We start from the raw sequence: 14782 nt of genomic DNA, 5'->3' as shown, positions 1-14782 counted from the left end.
AAATCCTGCGTTTTCTCTATCTGTTCCTCCGGACAGGAGGAGTGCGCATGTCAGTGGAAACCAGTGGCCATATCGAGGAAACCCCCCTCGCGGAAGCGTTGAGCGAGCGCTACCTGGCCTATGCGATGTCCACCATCATGTCGCGGTCGCTGCCCGACGTGCGCGACGGGCTGAAGCCGGTGCATCGGCGGATGATCTACGCGATGCGGCAATTGCGGCTGGACCCGACCGCCGGGTTCAAGAAATGCGCCCGCGTCGTCGGCGACGTGATCGGTAAATACCATCCGCATGGCGATGCCTCGGTCTATGAGGCGCTGGTGCGGCTGGCGCAGGATTTTGCCGTGCGCTACCCGCTGGTCGAAGGGCAGGGGAATTTCGGCTCGATCGACGGCGATAACGCGGCGGCCATGCGGTACACCGAGGCCCGGATGACCGAGGTCGCCCGCGCGCTGCTGCAGGGAATCGACGAGGATTCGGTCGATTTCCGCCCGACCTATGATGGTGAGGAAGAGGAACCGGTCGTCATGCCGGCGGCCTTTCCGAACCTGCTGGCCAATGGCGCGGCGGGAATCGCGGTGGGCATGGCCACCAATATTCCGCCCCATAATGTCGGCGAGATCTGCGACGCGGCGATGCTGCTGGTCCGCAAGCCCGATTCCAGCGTGGCCGACCTGATGGAATTGATGCCGGGCCCCGATTTCCCGACCGGCGGTGTCATCGTCGAGGATCGGGCGACGCTGTTGCAGGCCTATGAGACCGGGCGCGGCAGCATCCGCATCCGTGCCCGCTGGGCGGTGGAGCAGGGGCGGTTCGGCACCTGGCAGATCGTGGTGACGGAAATTCCGTACCAGGTGCAGAAATCGCGCCTGATCGAGCTGATCGCCGACCTGATGGAACAGAAGAAACTACCGCTTCTGGGCGATATCCGCGACGAGAGCACTACCGACATCCGCCTGGTGCTGGAGCCGAAATCGCGCGGCGTCGAACCCGAAGTGCTGATGGAGACGCTGTTCCGCGCCACGCCGCTGGAAAGCCGGTTCGGCCTGAACATGAACGTGCTGGGGGCCGACCGGGTACCGGGCGTGCGCGATCTGCGCGAGGTGCTGCAGGCGTGGCTGGACCATCGGCACGAAGTGTTGCAGCGGCGCAGCCGCCACCGGTTGCAGGCGGTGGATCGCCGGCTGGAGATCCTGGACGGGTTCCTGGCGGTCTATCTGAACCTCGACGAGGTAATTCGCATCATCCGCGAGGAGGATGACGCGAAGGCCGGGCTGATGGCGACGTTTTCGCTGACCGAATTGCAGGCGGATTCGATCCTGAACATGCGGCTGCGCAGCCTGCGCCGGCTGGAAGAGATCGAGATCCGCAAGGAACATGCCGACCTGACTGCCGAGCGTGCGGGCCTGAATGCCCTGCTGGAGAGCGAGACCCTGCGCTGGAAGACGATTGCCGGGGAAATCAAGGAGATCCGCAAGGCGTTCGGCAGTGGCAAGCTGGGCGTGCGGCGCACCGAGCTGGCGGCCCCGCCGCGCGCCATCGACGTGTCGGTGGTCGAAGCCGTGGAGCGCGAGCCGCTGACCCTGATCATGTCGGCCAACGGATGGGTCAAGACCGTCAAGGGCCATGCAGTCGATCCGGCAGCGCAGAAATTCAAGGAGGGGGACAAGTTCCGCCTGGCGGTGGAGTGCCAGTCCACCGACCGGTTGTGCTTCTTCGCCACCGATGGCCGGGCCTTTACGGTGCGGGCCGCCGACCTGCCGCGTGGGCGGGGCGACGGCCAGCCGATCCGCCTGCTGGCCGATCTGTCGAACGACGAGGACGTGATCGCGGTGTTCCCGGTGCGCGAGGGCGGGCGGCATCTGCTGGCGTCCAGCGCCGGGCGCGGCCTTGTGGTCCGCGACGAGGACATGGTGGCGGAAAAGCGCACCGGGCGGCAGGTGTTGAACCTGAAGGACGACGAGAGCGCGCGCATCTGCCTGCCGGTCGAGGGCGACCATGTGGTGGTGCTGGGCCAGAATCACCGCATGCTGGTCTTCCCGGTGGCGCAATTGCCGGAAATGGCGCGCGGCCTGGGCGTGGCGCTGCAGAAATACAAGGATGGCGGGCTGCAGGATGCGTGCATCCTGTCATCGACCGATGGCGTGGCGTGGCCCGATCCGGCACGGGTGCGGGCCTTTGCCGATTTCCGCGATTATCTGGGCAAGCGGGCCGATGTCGGGCGCGCGGCGCCCGCCTGGGCGACGCGTAAGCCCCGTCCGAAGTCATAGGGTCGGGGGGGGGAGGCGTCCCGCTATTCCGGCAGGCCGATCGGGAAGCGGGTCGTGCTGCCGCCATTGGCGGGCAGGTTGGCGGGGTCGAGCGCCGTCCAACTGCCGTGATGCAGGATTTCCGCCGGGCGGAAGCGGGATTTATAGGCCATCTTGGCGCTGTCGCGAATCCAGTAGCCCAGATAGAGATAGGGCAGGCCCAGGCGCCCGGCATGCGTGATCAGGTGCATGATGGCGTATGATCCCAGTGAATGCTCTTCCATGCCGGGGTCGTAGAAACTGTAGACCGCCGACAGCCCGTCATCCAGCCGGTCGATCAGGCTGACGCAGACGAGCTGGTCTTCCGGGGTGCGGAATTCGACCATCGCCGTATCGACGGGCGTGTCCTCGATCATCGCGCGGTAATCGTAGAAATTCATCGCCGCCATGTCGCCTTCCGCATGGCGGGCGAACTGGTAGCGCTGGAACAGCACGAACTGCTCGGTCGTAGCATGGGCCGGGACTTCGAACCCTTCGATCGTCGCGTTGCGGCGCAGGGTGCGGCGTTGCGTCCGGTCGGGGCTGAACGTGGCGACCGGGACCCGGATGGGTACGCAGGCATTGCACGACGGGCAGACCGGGGCATAGGCGATGGTGTGGCTGCGCCGGAACCCGGCGCGGGACAGGCGGTTGTGCAGCCGTTCGGCGTCCGGGCCGCCGATATCGGTCACGACCTTGCGTTCCATGCGACCGGAAACATAGGGGCATGGCATGGGAGCGGTCGTGTAGAAAAGCTGCGGACGACGCGGCGATGTATAGGTCATACGCCTCCTCGACTGGCTTCAGCGCCCCATACGGGCCGGGGATGACAACGCGCCCCGTACATAACCTGAAGCGTCGCGAGGCAGCGGTCCGGACCGATGGTAACGGCAAAGGAACCGGCTTGCATCACAAACCGCCATGAGGATGACGATTTGTGACGTGGGCATGACGGGGCCTGCTGGCGGCCCCGGCGGATCAGCCGTCGCGCAGGCGGCGGGCGGCCTCGACCGCGAAATAGGTCAGCACGCCGCTGGCGCCCGCGCGGCGGAAGGCCAGCAGGCTTTCCAGCATCGTGCGTTCCGGGTCCAGCCAGCCATTTTCCATGGCGGCGGTCAGCATCGCGTATTCGCCCGACACCTGATAGGCGAAGGTGGGCACGGCGAAGCGGTCGTGGACGCGGCGGATGACGTCCAGATAGGGCATGCCCGGCTTGACCATCACCATGTCCGCGCCTTCGGCCAGGTCCAGCGCCACTTCGCGCAGGGCCTCGTCGCTGTTGGCCGGGTCCATCTGGTAGGTCTTCTTGTCGCCTTTCAGCAGGCCGCCCGAGCCCAGGGCGTCGCGGAACGGGCCGTAGAAGGCGCTGGCATATTTGGCGGCGTAGGACATGATCCGCGTGCCGACCAGCCCCTGGGCGTCCAGGTCGCGCCGGATGGCGCCGATGCGGCCGTCCATCATGTCGGAGGGGGCGATGATGTCGATGCCCGCCGCCGCCTGGTTGACCGCCTGCCGCGACAGCACATCGACGGATTCGTCGTTGATGACGTAGCCGTCGCGGATCAGCCCGTCATGGCCGTGGTCGGTATAGGGGTCCAGCGCCACGTCGCCGATCAGGCCCATCTCGGGGAATTCGCGCTTCAGCAGGCGGGCGGCGCGGCACATCAGATTGTCCGGATTGATGGCCTCGGACCCTTTTTCGTCGCGCTGGCTGGTGGGGGTGATGGGGAACAGGGCGAGGGCCGGAATGTCCAGCTTCGCCGCCGGTTCGACATGGGCGGCCAGCCGGTCCAGCGTCACGCGGCGCACGCCGGGCATCGATGCCACGTCGGTCTGGCTGTCGGTGCCTTCCATGACGAAGATCGGCCAGATCAGATTGTCGACCGTCAGTTTCGTCTCGGCGACCAGGCGGCGGGTAAACGGGTCCTGGCGGTTGCGGCGCAGGCGGGTGGTGGGAAACTGGCCGAGCGTCATGATGCGGTCTCCGGAAATGACCGGCACATTATGGAACGCCTTCACCAGCGTGGCCAGACGCGCGGGGTGGAAGCCGATATGCCCCCGCCCCGCCGCCGGTCAGCTATCCTGGGCCAGGTGGCTGTTGCGCCGGCTATAGCCGAAATAGATCACCATGCCGATGACCAGCCAGACCGCCAGCCGGACCCAGGTCAGCCCGTCCAGCGACAGCATGACCGCCATACAGCAGACGATGCCGAGGATGGGGATGGTCGGGCCGCCGGGCACACGGAAGCGGCGCTCCATGTCCGGGGCGCTGTGGCGCAGGAACATGACGCCGATACAGACGATGACGAAGGCCAGCAGGGTGCCGATCGAGGTCATGTGGGCGAGCTGGTCGATGGGCAGGAACGCAGCCAGCGCGCCGGTCAGGACCATGAACAGCAGGTTGGAATACCACGGCGTGCGCCATGTGGGGTGGATGGAGGCGAACAGGCGCGGCAGCAGCCCGTCACGCGACATGGCATAGAAGACGCGGCTCTGTCCCAGCAGCAGGACCAGCAGGACCGAGGTGAAGCCGCAGATGATGCCGAACTTCACCGCCAGCTTCAGCCAGGCGAAAGGGGTCTGGTCGATCGCGGTGGCGACCGGCGCGGCGTCACCCAGCATGTCCTTGTAGTTCACCAGGCCCGTCAGCACGAGCGAGAACAGGACATAGGCGACGGTGCAGACCAGCAGGCTGCCCAGGATGCCGATCGGCATGTCGCGCCCCGGATTGCGGGCTTCCTGCGCCGCGGTGGACACGGCGTCGAAGCCGACATAGGCGAAGAAGATGGTGCCGGCCGCGCGCATGATGCCCGAGAAGCCGAAATGGCCGAACGTGCCGGTATTGTCCGGAATGAAGGGGATGTAGTTCGCGGTCTTGATATAGGGGACGCCGAAGGCGACGACGGCGATGATGATCGCCAGCTTCACCACCACCATGGCGGCATTGACCCGCGCCGATTCGGACACGCCCCGGATCAGCAGCGCCGAGACGACGCAGATGATGAAGGCCGCCGGCAGGTTCATCAGCCCCGCCACATGGCTGCCGTCGGGCAGTGCGACCGTCTCGAAGGGGGAGGCGAGCAGCCTGGGGGGGAGCGAAATCCCCCAACTGCCCAACAACGACGCGACGTAGCGTGACCAACTGACCGACACGGCGGCGGCACCGACGGCATATTCCAGCACCAGGTCCCAGCCGATGATCCAGGCCACGACCTCGCCCAGCGCCATGTAGGCATAGCTGTAGGCGCTGCCGGCGATGGGGATCATGCTGGCCAGTTCGCTGTAGCACAGCCCGGCGAAGCCGCAGGCGATGGCGGCGACGATATAGGACAGCACCACGGCGGGGCCCGCATTCTCCGACGCGGCGATGCCGGTGAGCGAGAACAGGCCGGCACCGATGGTGCAGCCGATTCCCAGCGCGATCAGGCTGGCCGGGCCGAGGACCCGCCGCAGGCCCTGCGTATCGGACGGGATTTCGATTCGTTTGCGGCGTAGCAGGCTCGAGCTGGAACGGGTGACGGGCGGCTGCGCCATGCAGGGCGTCTCCTGATAAGGGAATGTCGGACGGGAACAAACCGGGTCGCGGCGCGACCGGCAGGCGGATATCGGCTATTCGGCGTGTGGCCTCTCCGGCGTGGAGACGCTAGAATGCGCAAAATTGCAATGACGCGCGGATCAAGGACGTGCGGACAGGGGCCACTGGAACTCTTCTGGGGGACGGGCTGACGCGTTGCATGAAAGTTTTGGAGATTATAACGATGCCGGACCAGATGAGCCAGAGCGGGTTGCAGTCCTATTTCCGTGCCCCCCTTTCCGAACGCGACCCGGCAGTGGCCGGAATGATCACGGGTGAGCTGGAGCGGCAGCGTGACGGGATCGAGCTGATCGCCAGCGAGAACATGGTCTCGCAGGCTGTGCTGGACGCCCAGGGCAGCGTCCTGACCAACAAATATGCCGAGGGTTATCCGGGCCGCCGCTATTATGGCGGCTGTGCCGAGGTGGACAAGGTCGAGTCCCTGGCGATCGAGCGGGTGAAGACGCTGTTCGGGGCCGGATTCGCCAATGTGCAGCCGCATTCCGGCGCCAATGCCAACCAGGCCGCCTTCATGGCGCTGGTCAGCCCCGGCGACACCATCCTGGGCATGAGCCTGGCGGCCGGTGGCCATCTGACGCACGGGGCGGCGCCGAACTATTCCGGCAAGTGGTTCAATGCCGTGCAGTACGGCGTCCGGCAGGAGGATGGCCTGCTGGATTATGAGGAAATGGAGCGCCTGGCCCGCGCCGAGCGGCCGAAGCTGATCGTGGCGGGGGGGTCGGCCTATCCGCGTGTGATCGATTTCGCGCGCTTCCGTGCCATCGCGGACGAGGTCGGCGCCTTCCTGATGGTCGACATGGCCCATTTCGCGGGGCTGGTGGCTGCCGGGCTGTATCCGTCGCCGGTGCCGCACGCCCATGTCGTGACCAGCACCACGCACAAGACACTGCGCGGTCCGCGCGGCGGGCTGATCCTGACCAACGATGCCGACCTGGCGAAGAAGATCAATTCGGCGGTGTTCCCCGGCCTGCAGGGCGGACCGCTGATGCATGTCATCGCGGCCAAGGCGGTGGCGTTCGGCGAGGCCCTGCAGCCGGAGTTCCGCACCTATCAGGAAGCGGTGGCGGCGAATGCCAACGTGCTGGCCGAGACGCTGCTGGCGCGCGGCTTCGACATCGTGACCGGTGGGACCGACAGCCATCTGCTGCTGGTCGATCTGCGTCCCAAGAAGGTGACCGGCCGCGCCGCCGAGCGCGCCCTGGAGCGCGCCGGGATCACGGCGAACAAGAACGCGGTGCCGTTCGACCCGGAGAAGCCGGCGGTGACGTCTGGCATTCGTCTCGGCAGCCCGGCCGCCACCGCACGCGGATTCGGTGTCGAGGAGTTCCGCGCGATCGGCGTGATGATCGACGAGGTTCTGACCGCCGTGGCCGAGAAGGGCGAGGAGGGATGCCCCGCGACCGAGCAGGCGGTGCATGAGAAGGTGAAGGCACTCTGTGCCCGCTTCCCGATCTATCGCTGAGCTTGTGGCCGTAAACGCGCGCTGGTGACAATCCGGCGCGCGTTGCCGTCTTGCGACCCGGGACCGGGCATCCGATGGCGCGATGTGCTCCGCGCCATCAGAGCCGACCGGGCCGGGCGGTTGCCTCCGCCCCATCTCCGGCCCCTTCCATGGTGGCATCGAAGCGGACGACGCGGTTACGGCCTTGGGCTTTCGCCATGTATAGAGCGGCATCCGCCGCAGCCAACAGCCGCCGCAGTGCCTGCCCCTTCAGGTCATATCCGTGCACCAGCCCGATGCTGATCGTGGCCCGCAGGATGGTTCCCTCGTCCGTGACAATTTCCGACTCCTCGACCGCCAGCCGCAGGCGTTCGGCCAGCAACCCTGCTTCATGCGGCGTGATGTCGAACAGGGTTATGGCGAACTCCTCACCCCCCAAACGACCTATCAGGTCCGTCTCCCGCAACGTACCTGTAATGGCTTTCGCCGCCGCGACCAGCGCCATATCCCCGGCAAAATGACCGCATCGGTCATTGATCTGCTTGAACCGGTCCAGATCAAGCATCAGGAGGGCAACACCGGCGAACGGTCCGGGCATCGAACGGCGTAGCAGGATTTCGGTCTGATCCAGATAGGCTCGACGCGCCAGGGTATTGGTCAGGCTGTCCCGGGACAATGCGTGATTCAGTTGAGCGATCAGGGATCGCTGCCGCGCCATGATCGTCGTCACCGTCAACGGGCCCAGGACCAGCAGCGTCAGCCCCAGGCGGAAGGACATTGTGCTGTCTATATAATTATAGGCCGATGGGATGACGATCAGGCCGCTCATCATGAGTCCGATCATCGTCTGGTTGAGCAACAGGATCATCAGGCTCATCGGCAGGATCGAATAGGTCAGGGCGCACCACAGCAGCGCCGGCACCGGAAAGGCGATGGCCCCTGGTCCCCCGACCAGGATGGACAGGATGACGGATACTCCCAGGCTGGCCAGCGGCGGCAGCTTGCGCCAGGTCCGCGCCGACGGCCAGCGCCACCATGCCGCTGCCCGTCGGTCCTTCGCCCAATCCTGCAGGGCGAAGCAGACCGGCAGGAGGATGACATAGCGGTTGAGTTCGGATGTGAACCAGACCCAGAAACGGATCCATATCGACCGGCCAAAAAACAGCGTCGACAGTCCTGACCCGACCAGCGCCGCCGCCATTGCCGCTCCGCCGCAGATCGCCAGCAGATAGAGAATGGCCAGCGGGTGGTCCATGCGCCGTTGCTCGGCATCCACGCATTGGTAGAGGACATATCCCGTCCCGACGCCGGCCATGTTGGCGGCAGTCAACCAGACATTCGTCAGCGTGTCGTCGCCCGTCACATAACCTGCCAGCAGGAAGGCCGTGAATGCTGCCACCCAGACGCTGGCGCGGCTCAGGGATGGATACACGATCAGAAGCCCGAGAAGAATGGCGTTGGCCGGCCAGCTTTCTGCAAAGGATTGGAAAGGGCGGGAAAAAATTCCCAGCAGGGCAGCGCCGAGGACAATTGTGCCCACCCCCGCCGCCGGCAAAAAAAGCCTTGGGATCCCGTTAAGCATAGTCCTGCGTCGCCTGCGTCATGCGGCCGCTATACAGGTTCGGCGGGTCCTTGTGGCAAATGATACATTTGCAATACCGGTCCTCGGTCCGACATCACGGCCCCTTGCTTGTGATGGTATGTGGCTGCAGCCCAGACGCACCGCCAGGGACGGGACAATTGGTGGCGGTCTGTCCATCATGGGGAGCGTGAGGGAAGCGTGCGGGCCAGCCGGACGGCGGTTTGGCCGCGGCCGGGGCGCAGGTTGGGCATGACCAGCATGCAGTCGGGGTAGGGAGTACGGATCTCGTCCGGGCCGTCCTGGGCCAGCAGGGTGCCCCGACGACGAATCACCTCGCCCCCCTGGAAGGGCCTGACGAAGCGGAAGCAAGGTGTCTGGGCCGTCACGATGTCGGTCACGACGAGTTGGTGGCTGGGGGTGGCCGGCGGTTCGGCCTCGGCGATCAGCAATCCGCAATGCCGCAGCAGCGCGCGCACCGCGCTGTCCGTCGTCTCGACCGTGTGGGTCGCCCAGTGGGCGCCGGCTTCCAGCAGGCAGGCGGCGTACGGGCTGGCGGGGTCGGAAAAACGTTCATAGTCGATCAGGCGCGGGCCGGCCTGGTGGCCATGGTCCGAGACCACCAGGGGCGGGTCGCCGATCATTGTCGACAGGCGGCGGCCGCTTTCGGTTGCGCCGGCCAGGATCAGCGGTGCGCCGGGCCAGAGCATCGAATGCAGGTCCATCAGGATATCGGCGGTTTCGATCACCGGCAGGATCGCGCGTGCGCGGTCCAGTTCCACCGAATGGCGCGGGCTGGAGAGGATCTGCCGGTTCCAGACCCGGTTCATGTCCTCCTCGACGAAGCGCGAGGCGACCGGGTTGTCGGGCGTGAAGCGGGCGAAGGCTTCCAGGTTCGCGAAGACCAGGGACAGGCGGCCGCATGCCGGCCGGACCTGCTCGCGCAGCAGCCGGTCCAGCACGATGGCGCCCGCGAACTCGTTGCCGTGGACCAGCGCCGTCAGCACGACATGGGGGCCGGGGCGGGTGGCCTCGTGATGCACCACGCCGGGAATGCCGCAATGATCGGTCAGCCATGGCGACAGGTCGGGTGGGGCGATTTCCTGCGCGAAAGTGGGCAGGGCCTGGGGTGGCGGCGGCAGGGTCTCGAGAAATTTCGGGCGCGCGCGCACGCGGGGCGAAGAGCCCGGACGGGAGCCTGTGCCGCAGCTCATCCCATCAGCCTCCGCGCGGCGCCGACACGCATCGCGCCTCCGGCGTAAGAGTGCCGGACGGGCCATCGTCATGCACCATGGGAGCGGTCGGACAGGTCATGAAAGCGATTTTATAGCGTCGCGTCGGACCTGCAATGCCGTGGGGCGCTCAGGAGGGATCGATAGCCGTAATCCTGGCGCTGGTCTGCCGTTCGATTTCGCGCAGCAACTGCCGTTCCTCCGGCGCACACAGCGACAGGGCGGTGCCGCGCCGGCCGGCGCGGGCCGTGCGGCCGATCCGGTGGATATAGGTCTCGGGTTGCTCGGGAATGTCGAAATTCACCACCAGCGTCACATCTTCGATATCGATGCCGCGCGCCATCACGTCTGTCGCGACCAGCACCCGCAGCGTGCCGCGCCGGAAGGTGGCGAGCGTGCGGTCGCGCCGGGCCTGGCTGTGGTCGCCATGCAGGGCCGCCGCCGACAGGCCGGCGGATTCCAGCGCGCGGGCCACGCTGTCGCTGGCCTGTCTGGTGCGGGTGAATACCATGACCCTGTCCGGCGTGTCGCGCTTCAGCAGCGCGATCAGGGTGGCGTTCTTGCGTGCGGCCGCGACGAAGGCGACCTGCTGGCGGATGCGGGGTGGCGGGGATGTGGCCTCCGGCGGGGCGACGTGCAGCGGCCGGTGCAGCAGCCGGCGGGCCAGGGTGGTGACGGCGGGCGGCATGGTGGCGGAAAACAGCAGGGTCTGGTGCCGGATCGGCAGGCGCTCGGCGATGGCCTGGATATCCTCGACGAAGCCCAGTTCCAGCATCCTGTCCGCCTCGTCCAGGACCAGGCAGGTGGTTTCGTCCAGGGCGATCGTGCCGTCGGCCAGGTGATCCAGCAGGCGGCCGGGGGTGGCGACCAGAATGTCGGCACCTCCGCGCAGGGCACGGGTCTGACGGTCCTTGGGCACGCCGCCGATTGCCAGCCCGATCATCAACTGGCAGCCATGGGCGCAGATGCGGATGGCATTCGCAGTCTGGCTGGCCAGTTCGCGCGTGGGCGAGAGGATCAGCGTTCGCACCACGCCCGGTACCCCTTCCTGCGGTGCCTTTTGGTCGGCCGTCGCGGGGCAGGGGGCAGCGAGCAGCCTCTGGACCAGCGGCAGGGCGAAGGCGGCGGTCTTGCCGCTGCCGGTGCGGGACAGGGCCTCTACGTCCTTTCCGGCCAGGATCGGCGGGATCGCCAGGACCTGGATCGGCGAGGGGATGGCGTAGCCGGCGCGGGCGACATTGGCCAGGATATGCGGCTGCAGACCCAACTGCGCGAAAGAGGGGGCGTCAGGACTGGGCGTGTCGGCAGGGGGGGCAACGTTGGTCATCGTATGAAGGGATACCGTGTGTGGCGGCCTGGGGGAAGAAAGCGAATGTTCGGCAGCCGGGCGGTGGCATTGACGGTCGGCGGGGATGGACGGCAGATGGCGCGATGAGCATGCGTGATACCCCATCTGTTCTACCTCATGGAGATCGCGCGGTGGCGGTCGTAGCGGAAGATCTGGCTGGGATGCGGTCGCAGGCTTTCGGGCTGGCGGCACGTGCGGGGCTGGACCCGTTCTTCTGCCCGGTGCGGGCGCGGGGGCTGTGGGGCCGGGTGCCCGCCGCGTGGTGGCCGGCGCCGTTGCGTGCCATTGAGCCGCTCGATGCCGGGGCGGCGGGGCTGGTCTTCAGCGTCGGTGGAACCGGAGGAGCGGTGGGCGCTGCGTTGCGGGACCGCGCGCGGCGGGTGGTGCAGATTCAGAATCCGCGCATGCGGCTGGATCGCTTCGATCTGGTAGTCGCCAATCGGCATGATGAAATCAGCGGCCCCAATGTGTTGCTGTCGCGTACCGCGCTGCATGGCATCTCGCCCGAGCGACTGGCGGCGGCGCGGGCGGAATGGCAGCCGCGTCTGGCGCATTTGCCGCGCCCGCTGGTGGCCGTGCTGCTGGGCGGGTCGAACGGCCGGTTCCGGCTGGACGAGGCTGTGGCGGCGCGTCTGGCGAGGCAACTGGCGGACATGATGCGCGCGGATGGGGTCGGGGTGGCGGTGACGCCGTCGCGGCGGACGGGGGACGATGTGTGCCGGATCGTCCGTGAGGCGCTATCGCCTCTGGGCGGGTGGGTGTGGGACATGCAGGGTGACAATCCCTATCTGGGATTGCTGGCCTGTGCCGACGCCGTCGTGGTGACGCAGGACAGTGTCTCCATGGTGTCCGAGGCCGTGGCGGGCAGGGCGCCTGTGATGGTGGTGGATCTGCCGGGACGTTCGCGGCGGATTGGGCTGTTCCTGCGCGAACTGGCTGCTGCCGGGCGCATCCGCCGCTTCGCAGGGCGGATGGAGGCGTGGCCGGTGACGCCGCTGGACGACACGATCGCGGTGGCGGAAGCGATGCGTCGGAAACTGCATTTGGGCTGAGGACCTGTTCCCAGGCGTCGGTCCGAGGCGTGCCGAGACCGGCGTCGGATAGGCTGGAAGGCGGCCCCGAAGGGCCGCCTGAGCGTATGTTCTGTTCGTGTCTCACGGTTCCGCATTGTGGAGTGCCCGCCTATCGAGCAGTGCACGGGCATCACGCTGGTGCGCCTTGGCGCCCAGATGCCGCAACTGGCTGCGGAGCGACGGTTTTCCATGCCCGGCGGGCTGACGGTCGATGGGGGTGATGTGCGAATCGAGGAACAGCCTGTTGATATCATTCTGGATGACGTCGAACGCCTGCTGGATGGTACGCGGGGTCGCTTGCAGGTCGATCATGTCCATAAGCTGGTGCTGATGACCGATGACGATATGAATATCGACCTGGGCCTCATGTCCGAAGGCATCGCGGCCAACGACCTTGAGGTCGAGCGAACCGAAGGCATTGTCCGGAGCCGTTCCGTTGAAGAGACGGCTCTGGGCGTTGAAGGACAGCCAGTCAGGCAACGGACTGCCATCCGCCTGGGACGCGGTGAGCTGGAGTTGGGCTTCGGTCCCGTTTTCGGTCATGAACGCGCCCATGGGCACGGGTATGTTGGATGCCTGGTCGACGGTGATGAAGCTATTCGTGACCGAGCCGCGTATCCAGGTTTGATGTGCGGCTGCGATGCCACGGTCGAAGGCGGTGTTGAACGCGTCGTCCACCGATGACACCACCATCGACGCGCTGCTCAGCCCATCGCTACCGGTCGCGCTCGACAGGTTCGAGGAACCCTGCGGTCGGGTGTTGATGACCGTCGTGCCCAAGGTGACGGTTCCATTGGAAACCGCGCTGGTGGGATCGTTCATCAGGGCGCTGACATCTGCCCTCGAAGCGTCCGTTCCATTGATCAGCGTCGAGCCGGTTTCGATCAATGCTACCGTCAGTTTTCCGGGGCTGCCATTGAAATTGGACGCCGGCTGGAAGCTCAGTTGGGCGTTGTCAGGCAATATGATGGCCGAATTCGGTGAAAGCGTTGCTGGATCAATGGGCTGCCAGCTTTTTCCGCCATCGGTGGAGTAGCGCCAGGTTCCCTGGTCGGGCGTGGCGGCATCGGCGGTGATGGCGATGCCGGCCAGGGTGTTGGCGATGGAGCCGGTGGCATTGCCGGCCGATTTCTGCTGGTCGGCGGTGTCGGAGAAATTGCCGCCGAACAGGCTGCCGACCGTGCGCGCCGGGCCGGTGGCGTCCTCGGTGCCGGCGGCCAGGGTGGCGGAGCCGGACGCGATGGGGGCGTCGTTGACCGGGGTGACCTGGATGGTCAGGGGCTCGGTGGTCGCGCTGATGGAGGATGTGCCGCCGGCATGGCTGACATCGACACCCGTCTGCGCGATCGGGTTCGTGGCGTTGGCGAGGTCGGCGCCATAGACCGGGTTGCCGGTGGTGGGATCGGTATAGAGCGGTGCCGCGCCCTGTGCCGCATTGCTGCTGTCGATGACCTGGGTTGTCAGGCCGCCGGGCTGGCCGTTGAAGTTCGCCACCGGCACGAAGTCGAGCTGTGCGTTGCCCGACAGAACCAGGGCGTTGGTGGAGGAGAGGTTGGCGGGCAGGGCGGTCCAGGTCTGGCCGCCGTCGGTGGAATAGCGCCAGGCGCCCTGGGTCGCCGGATCGGCGGCGTCGCCGGTGATGGCCATGCCGGCCAGCGTATTGGCGGTCGAGCCCGTGGCGTTGCCGGCCGATTTCTGCTGGTCGGCCGTATCGGCGAAAACGGGCCCCAGCAGCGAAGCGACCGTGCTGCCCGGTGCGGCCGACGTCGTATCTTCCGGCTCGGACGGCATGGTCGGCGCGCCGGTCATCGTCGGTGCATCGTTGACGGGTGCGACGATGGTGGTCAGCGGTACGGAATTGACGCTGAGGGCGGTGGTGCCGCCGGGGTGGGAGACGTCGACGCCGCTCCGGGCGGTGGTGGCGGTGGCGATCTGGGCGCCGGTCACCGGCGTGCCGGTGGCGTCGGTGTAGACCGGGACGTCGGTTGAACTGTCGATCAGGGTGGCGGTCAGGCCGCCGGGCTGGCCGTTATAGTTGGGGGCCGGGACGAACTGGAGCTGGGCGCTCTGCGGCAGCACCAGGGCGTTGGTGGGGGACAGGTCGGACGGCAGGGTGGTCCAGCTTTTTCCGCCATCGGTGGAGTAGCGCCAGGTTCCCTGGTCGGGCGTGGCGGCATCGGCGGTGATGGCGATGCCGGCCAGGGTGTTGGCGATGGAGCCGGTGGCATT

10 protein-coding genes are annotated in these 14782 nt (G+C 66.7%); 3 read left to right on the top strand and 7 right to left on the bottom strand.

Going from position 1 to position 14782, the window contains the following annotated elements; all coding sequences use genetic code 11:
* Nucleotides 1-47: 47 nt before the first annotated feature.
* Nucleotides 48-2267, top strand: a complete 2220-nt coding sequence (gene parC, locus HLH36_RS10180; protein WP_182986286.1) for a DNA topoisomerase IV subunit A — start codon at nt 48-50, stop codon at nt 2265-2267.
* A 23-nt stretch (nt 2268-2290) separates the two neighbouring features.
* On the opposite strand, the gene HLH36_RS10175 is transcribed toward parC, so the two are convergent.
* The 3 genes from HLH36_RS10175 to HLH36_RS10165 form a co-directional block, all read right to left on the bottom strand.
* Nucleotides 2291-3070, bottom strand: a complete 780-nt coding sequence (locus tag HLH36_RS10175; protein WP_182986285.1) for an arginyltransferase — start codon at nt 3068-3070, stop codon at nt 2291-2293.
* Between the two features lie 193 nt (nt 3071-3263).
* Nucleotides 3264-4259 carry a porphobilinogen synthase gene (hemB, locus tag HLH36_RS10170; RefSeq protein WP_182986284.1) on the bottom strand — a complete coding sequence of 332 codons (996 nt, stop codon included), beginning with the start codon at nt 4257-4259 and terminating at the stop codon, nt 3264-3266.
* A gap of 99 nt (nt 4260-4358) precedes the next feature.
* Nucleotides 4359-5819 (bottom strand): APC family permease, encoded by a 1461-nt coding sequence (locus tag HLH36_RS10165; RefSeq protein WP_182986283.1) that lies wholly within the window; start codon nt 5817-5819, stop codon nt 4359-4361.
* A gap of 224 nt (nt 5820-6043) precedes the next feature.
* Here HLH36_RS10165 and glyA point away from each other — a divergent pair, with 224 nt between their 5' ends.
* Nucleotides 6044-7342 (top strand): serine hydroxymethyltransferase, encoded by a 1299-nt coding sequence (glyA, locus tag HLH36_RS10160; protein ID WP_408871877.1) that lies wholly within the window; start codon nt 6044-6046, stop codon nt 7340-7342.
* 97 nt (nt 7343-7439) lie between these two features.
* On the opposite strand, the gene HLH36_RS20185 is transcribed toward glyA, so the two are convergent.
* The 3 genes from HLH36_RS20185 to HLH36_RS10145 form a co-directional block, all read right to left on the bottom strand.
* Nucleotides 7440-8753: a GGDEF domain-containing protein gene (locus HLH36_RS20185; RefSeq protein ID WP_220792788.1), complete on the bottom strand. Its 1314-nt coding sequence runs from the start codon at nt 8751-8753 to the stop codon at nt 7440-7442.
* 326 nt (nt 8754-9079) lie between these two features.
* Nucleotides 9080-10114, bottom strand: coding sequence for a M14 family metallopeptidase (locus HLH36_RS10150; protein WP_182986281.1), 1035 nt, complete (start codon nt 10112-10114; stop codon nt 9080-9082).
* A gap of 148 nt (nt 10115-10262) precedes the next feature.
* Nucleotides 10263-11459: a DEAD/DEAH box helicase gene (locus HLH36_RS10145; protein ID WP_182986280.1), complete on the bottom strand. Its 1197-nt coding sequence runs from the start codon at nt 11457-11459 to the stop codon at nt 10263-10265.
* A gap of 110 nt (nt 11460-11569) precedes the next feature.
* On the opposite strand from HLH36_RS10145, the gene HLH36_RS10140 reads away from it, so the two are divergent.
* The gene (locus HLH36_RS10140; protein WP_408871876.1) at nt 11570-12532 is read left to right on the top strand and encodes a mitochondrial fission ELM1 family protein; all 963 of its coding nucleotides are present in this window, start codon (nt 11570-11572) and stop codon (nt 12530-12532) included.
* A 102-nt stretch (nt 12533-12634) separates the two neighbouring features.
* Here HLH36_RS10140 and HLH36_RS10135 read toward each other — a convergent pair.
* Nucleotides 12635-14782 (bottom strand): putative Ig domain-containing protein (locus HLH36_RS10135; RefSeq protein WP_338030428.1); only part of this gene is annotated, 2148 nt, incomplete at its 5' end.

Source organism: Gluconacetobacter aggeris, from assembly GCF_014174395.1.
Taxonomy (GTDB): Bacteria; Pseudomonadota; Alphaproteobacteria; order Acetobacterales; family Acetobacteraceae; genus Gluconacetobacter; species Gluconacetobacter aggeris.
This window is presented reverse-complemented; position numbering and strand designations above follow the sequence as displayed.

Excerpts from the sequence above, each read along its gene's own strand:
- parC (WP_182986286.1), top strand. The coding sequence starts at position 48 with ATGTCAGTGGAAACCAGTGGCCATATCGAGGAAACCCCCCTCGCGGAA.
- HLH36_RS10175 (WP_182986285.1), bottom strand. The coding sequence starts at position 3,070 with ATGACCTATACATCGCCGCGTCGTCCGCAGCTTTTCTACACGACCGCT.
- hemB (WP_182986284.1), bottom strand. The coding sequence starts at position 4,259 with ATGACGCTCGGCCAGTTTCCCACCACCCGCCTGCGCCGCAACCGCCAG.
- HLH36_RS10165 (WP_182986283.1), bottom strand. The coding sequence starts at position 5,819 with ATGGCGCAGCCGCCCGTCACCCGTTCCAGCTCGAGCCTGCTACGCCGC.
- glyA (WP_408871877.1), top strand. The coding sequence starts at position 6,044 with ATGCCGGACCAGATGAGCCAGAGCGGGTTGCAGTCCTATTTCCGTGCC.
- HLH36_RS10150 (WP_182986281.1), bottom strand. The coding sequence starts at position 10,114 with ATGAGCTGCGGCACAGGCTCCCGTCCGGGCTCTTCGCCCCGCGTGCGC.
- HLH36_RS10145 (WP_182986280.1), bottom strand. The coding sequence starts at position 11,459 with ATGACCAACGTTGCCCCCCCTGCCGACACGCCCAGTCCTGACGCCCCC.
- HLH36_RS10140 (WP_408871876.1), top strand. The coding sequence starts at position 11,570 with ATGCGTGATACCCCATCTGTTCTACCTCATGGAGATCGCGCGGTGGCG.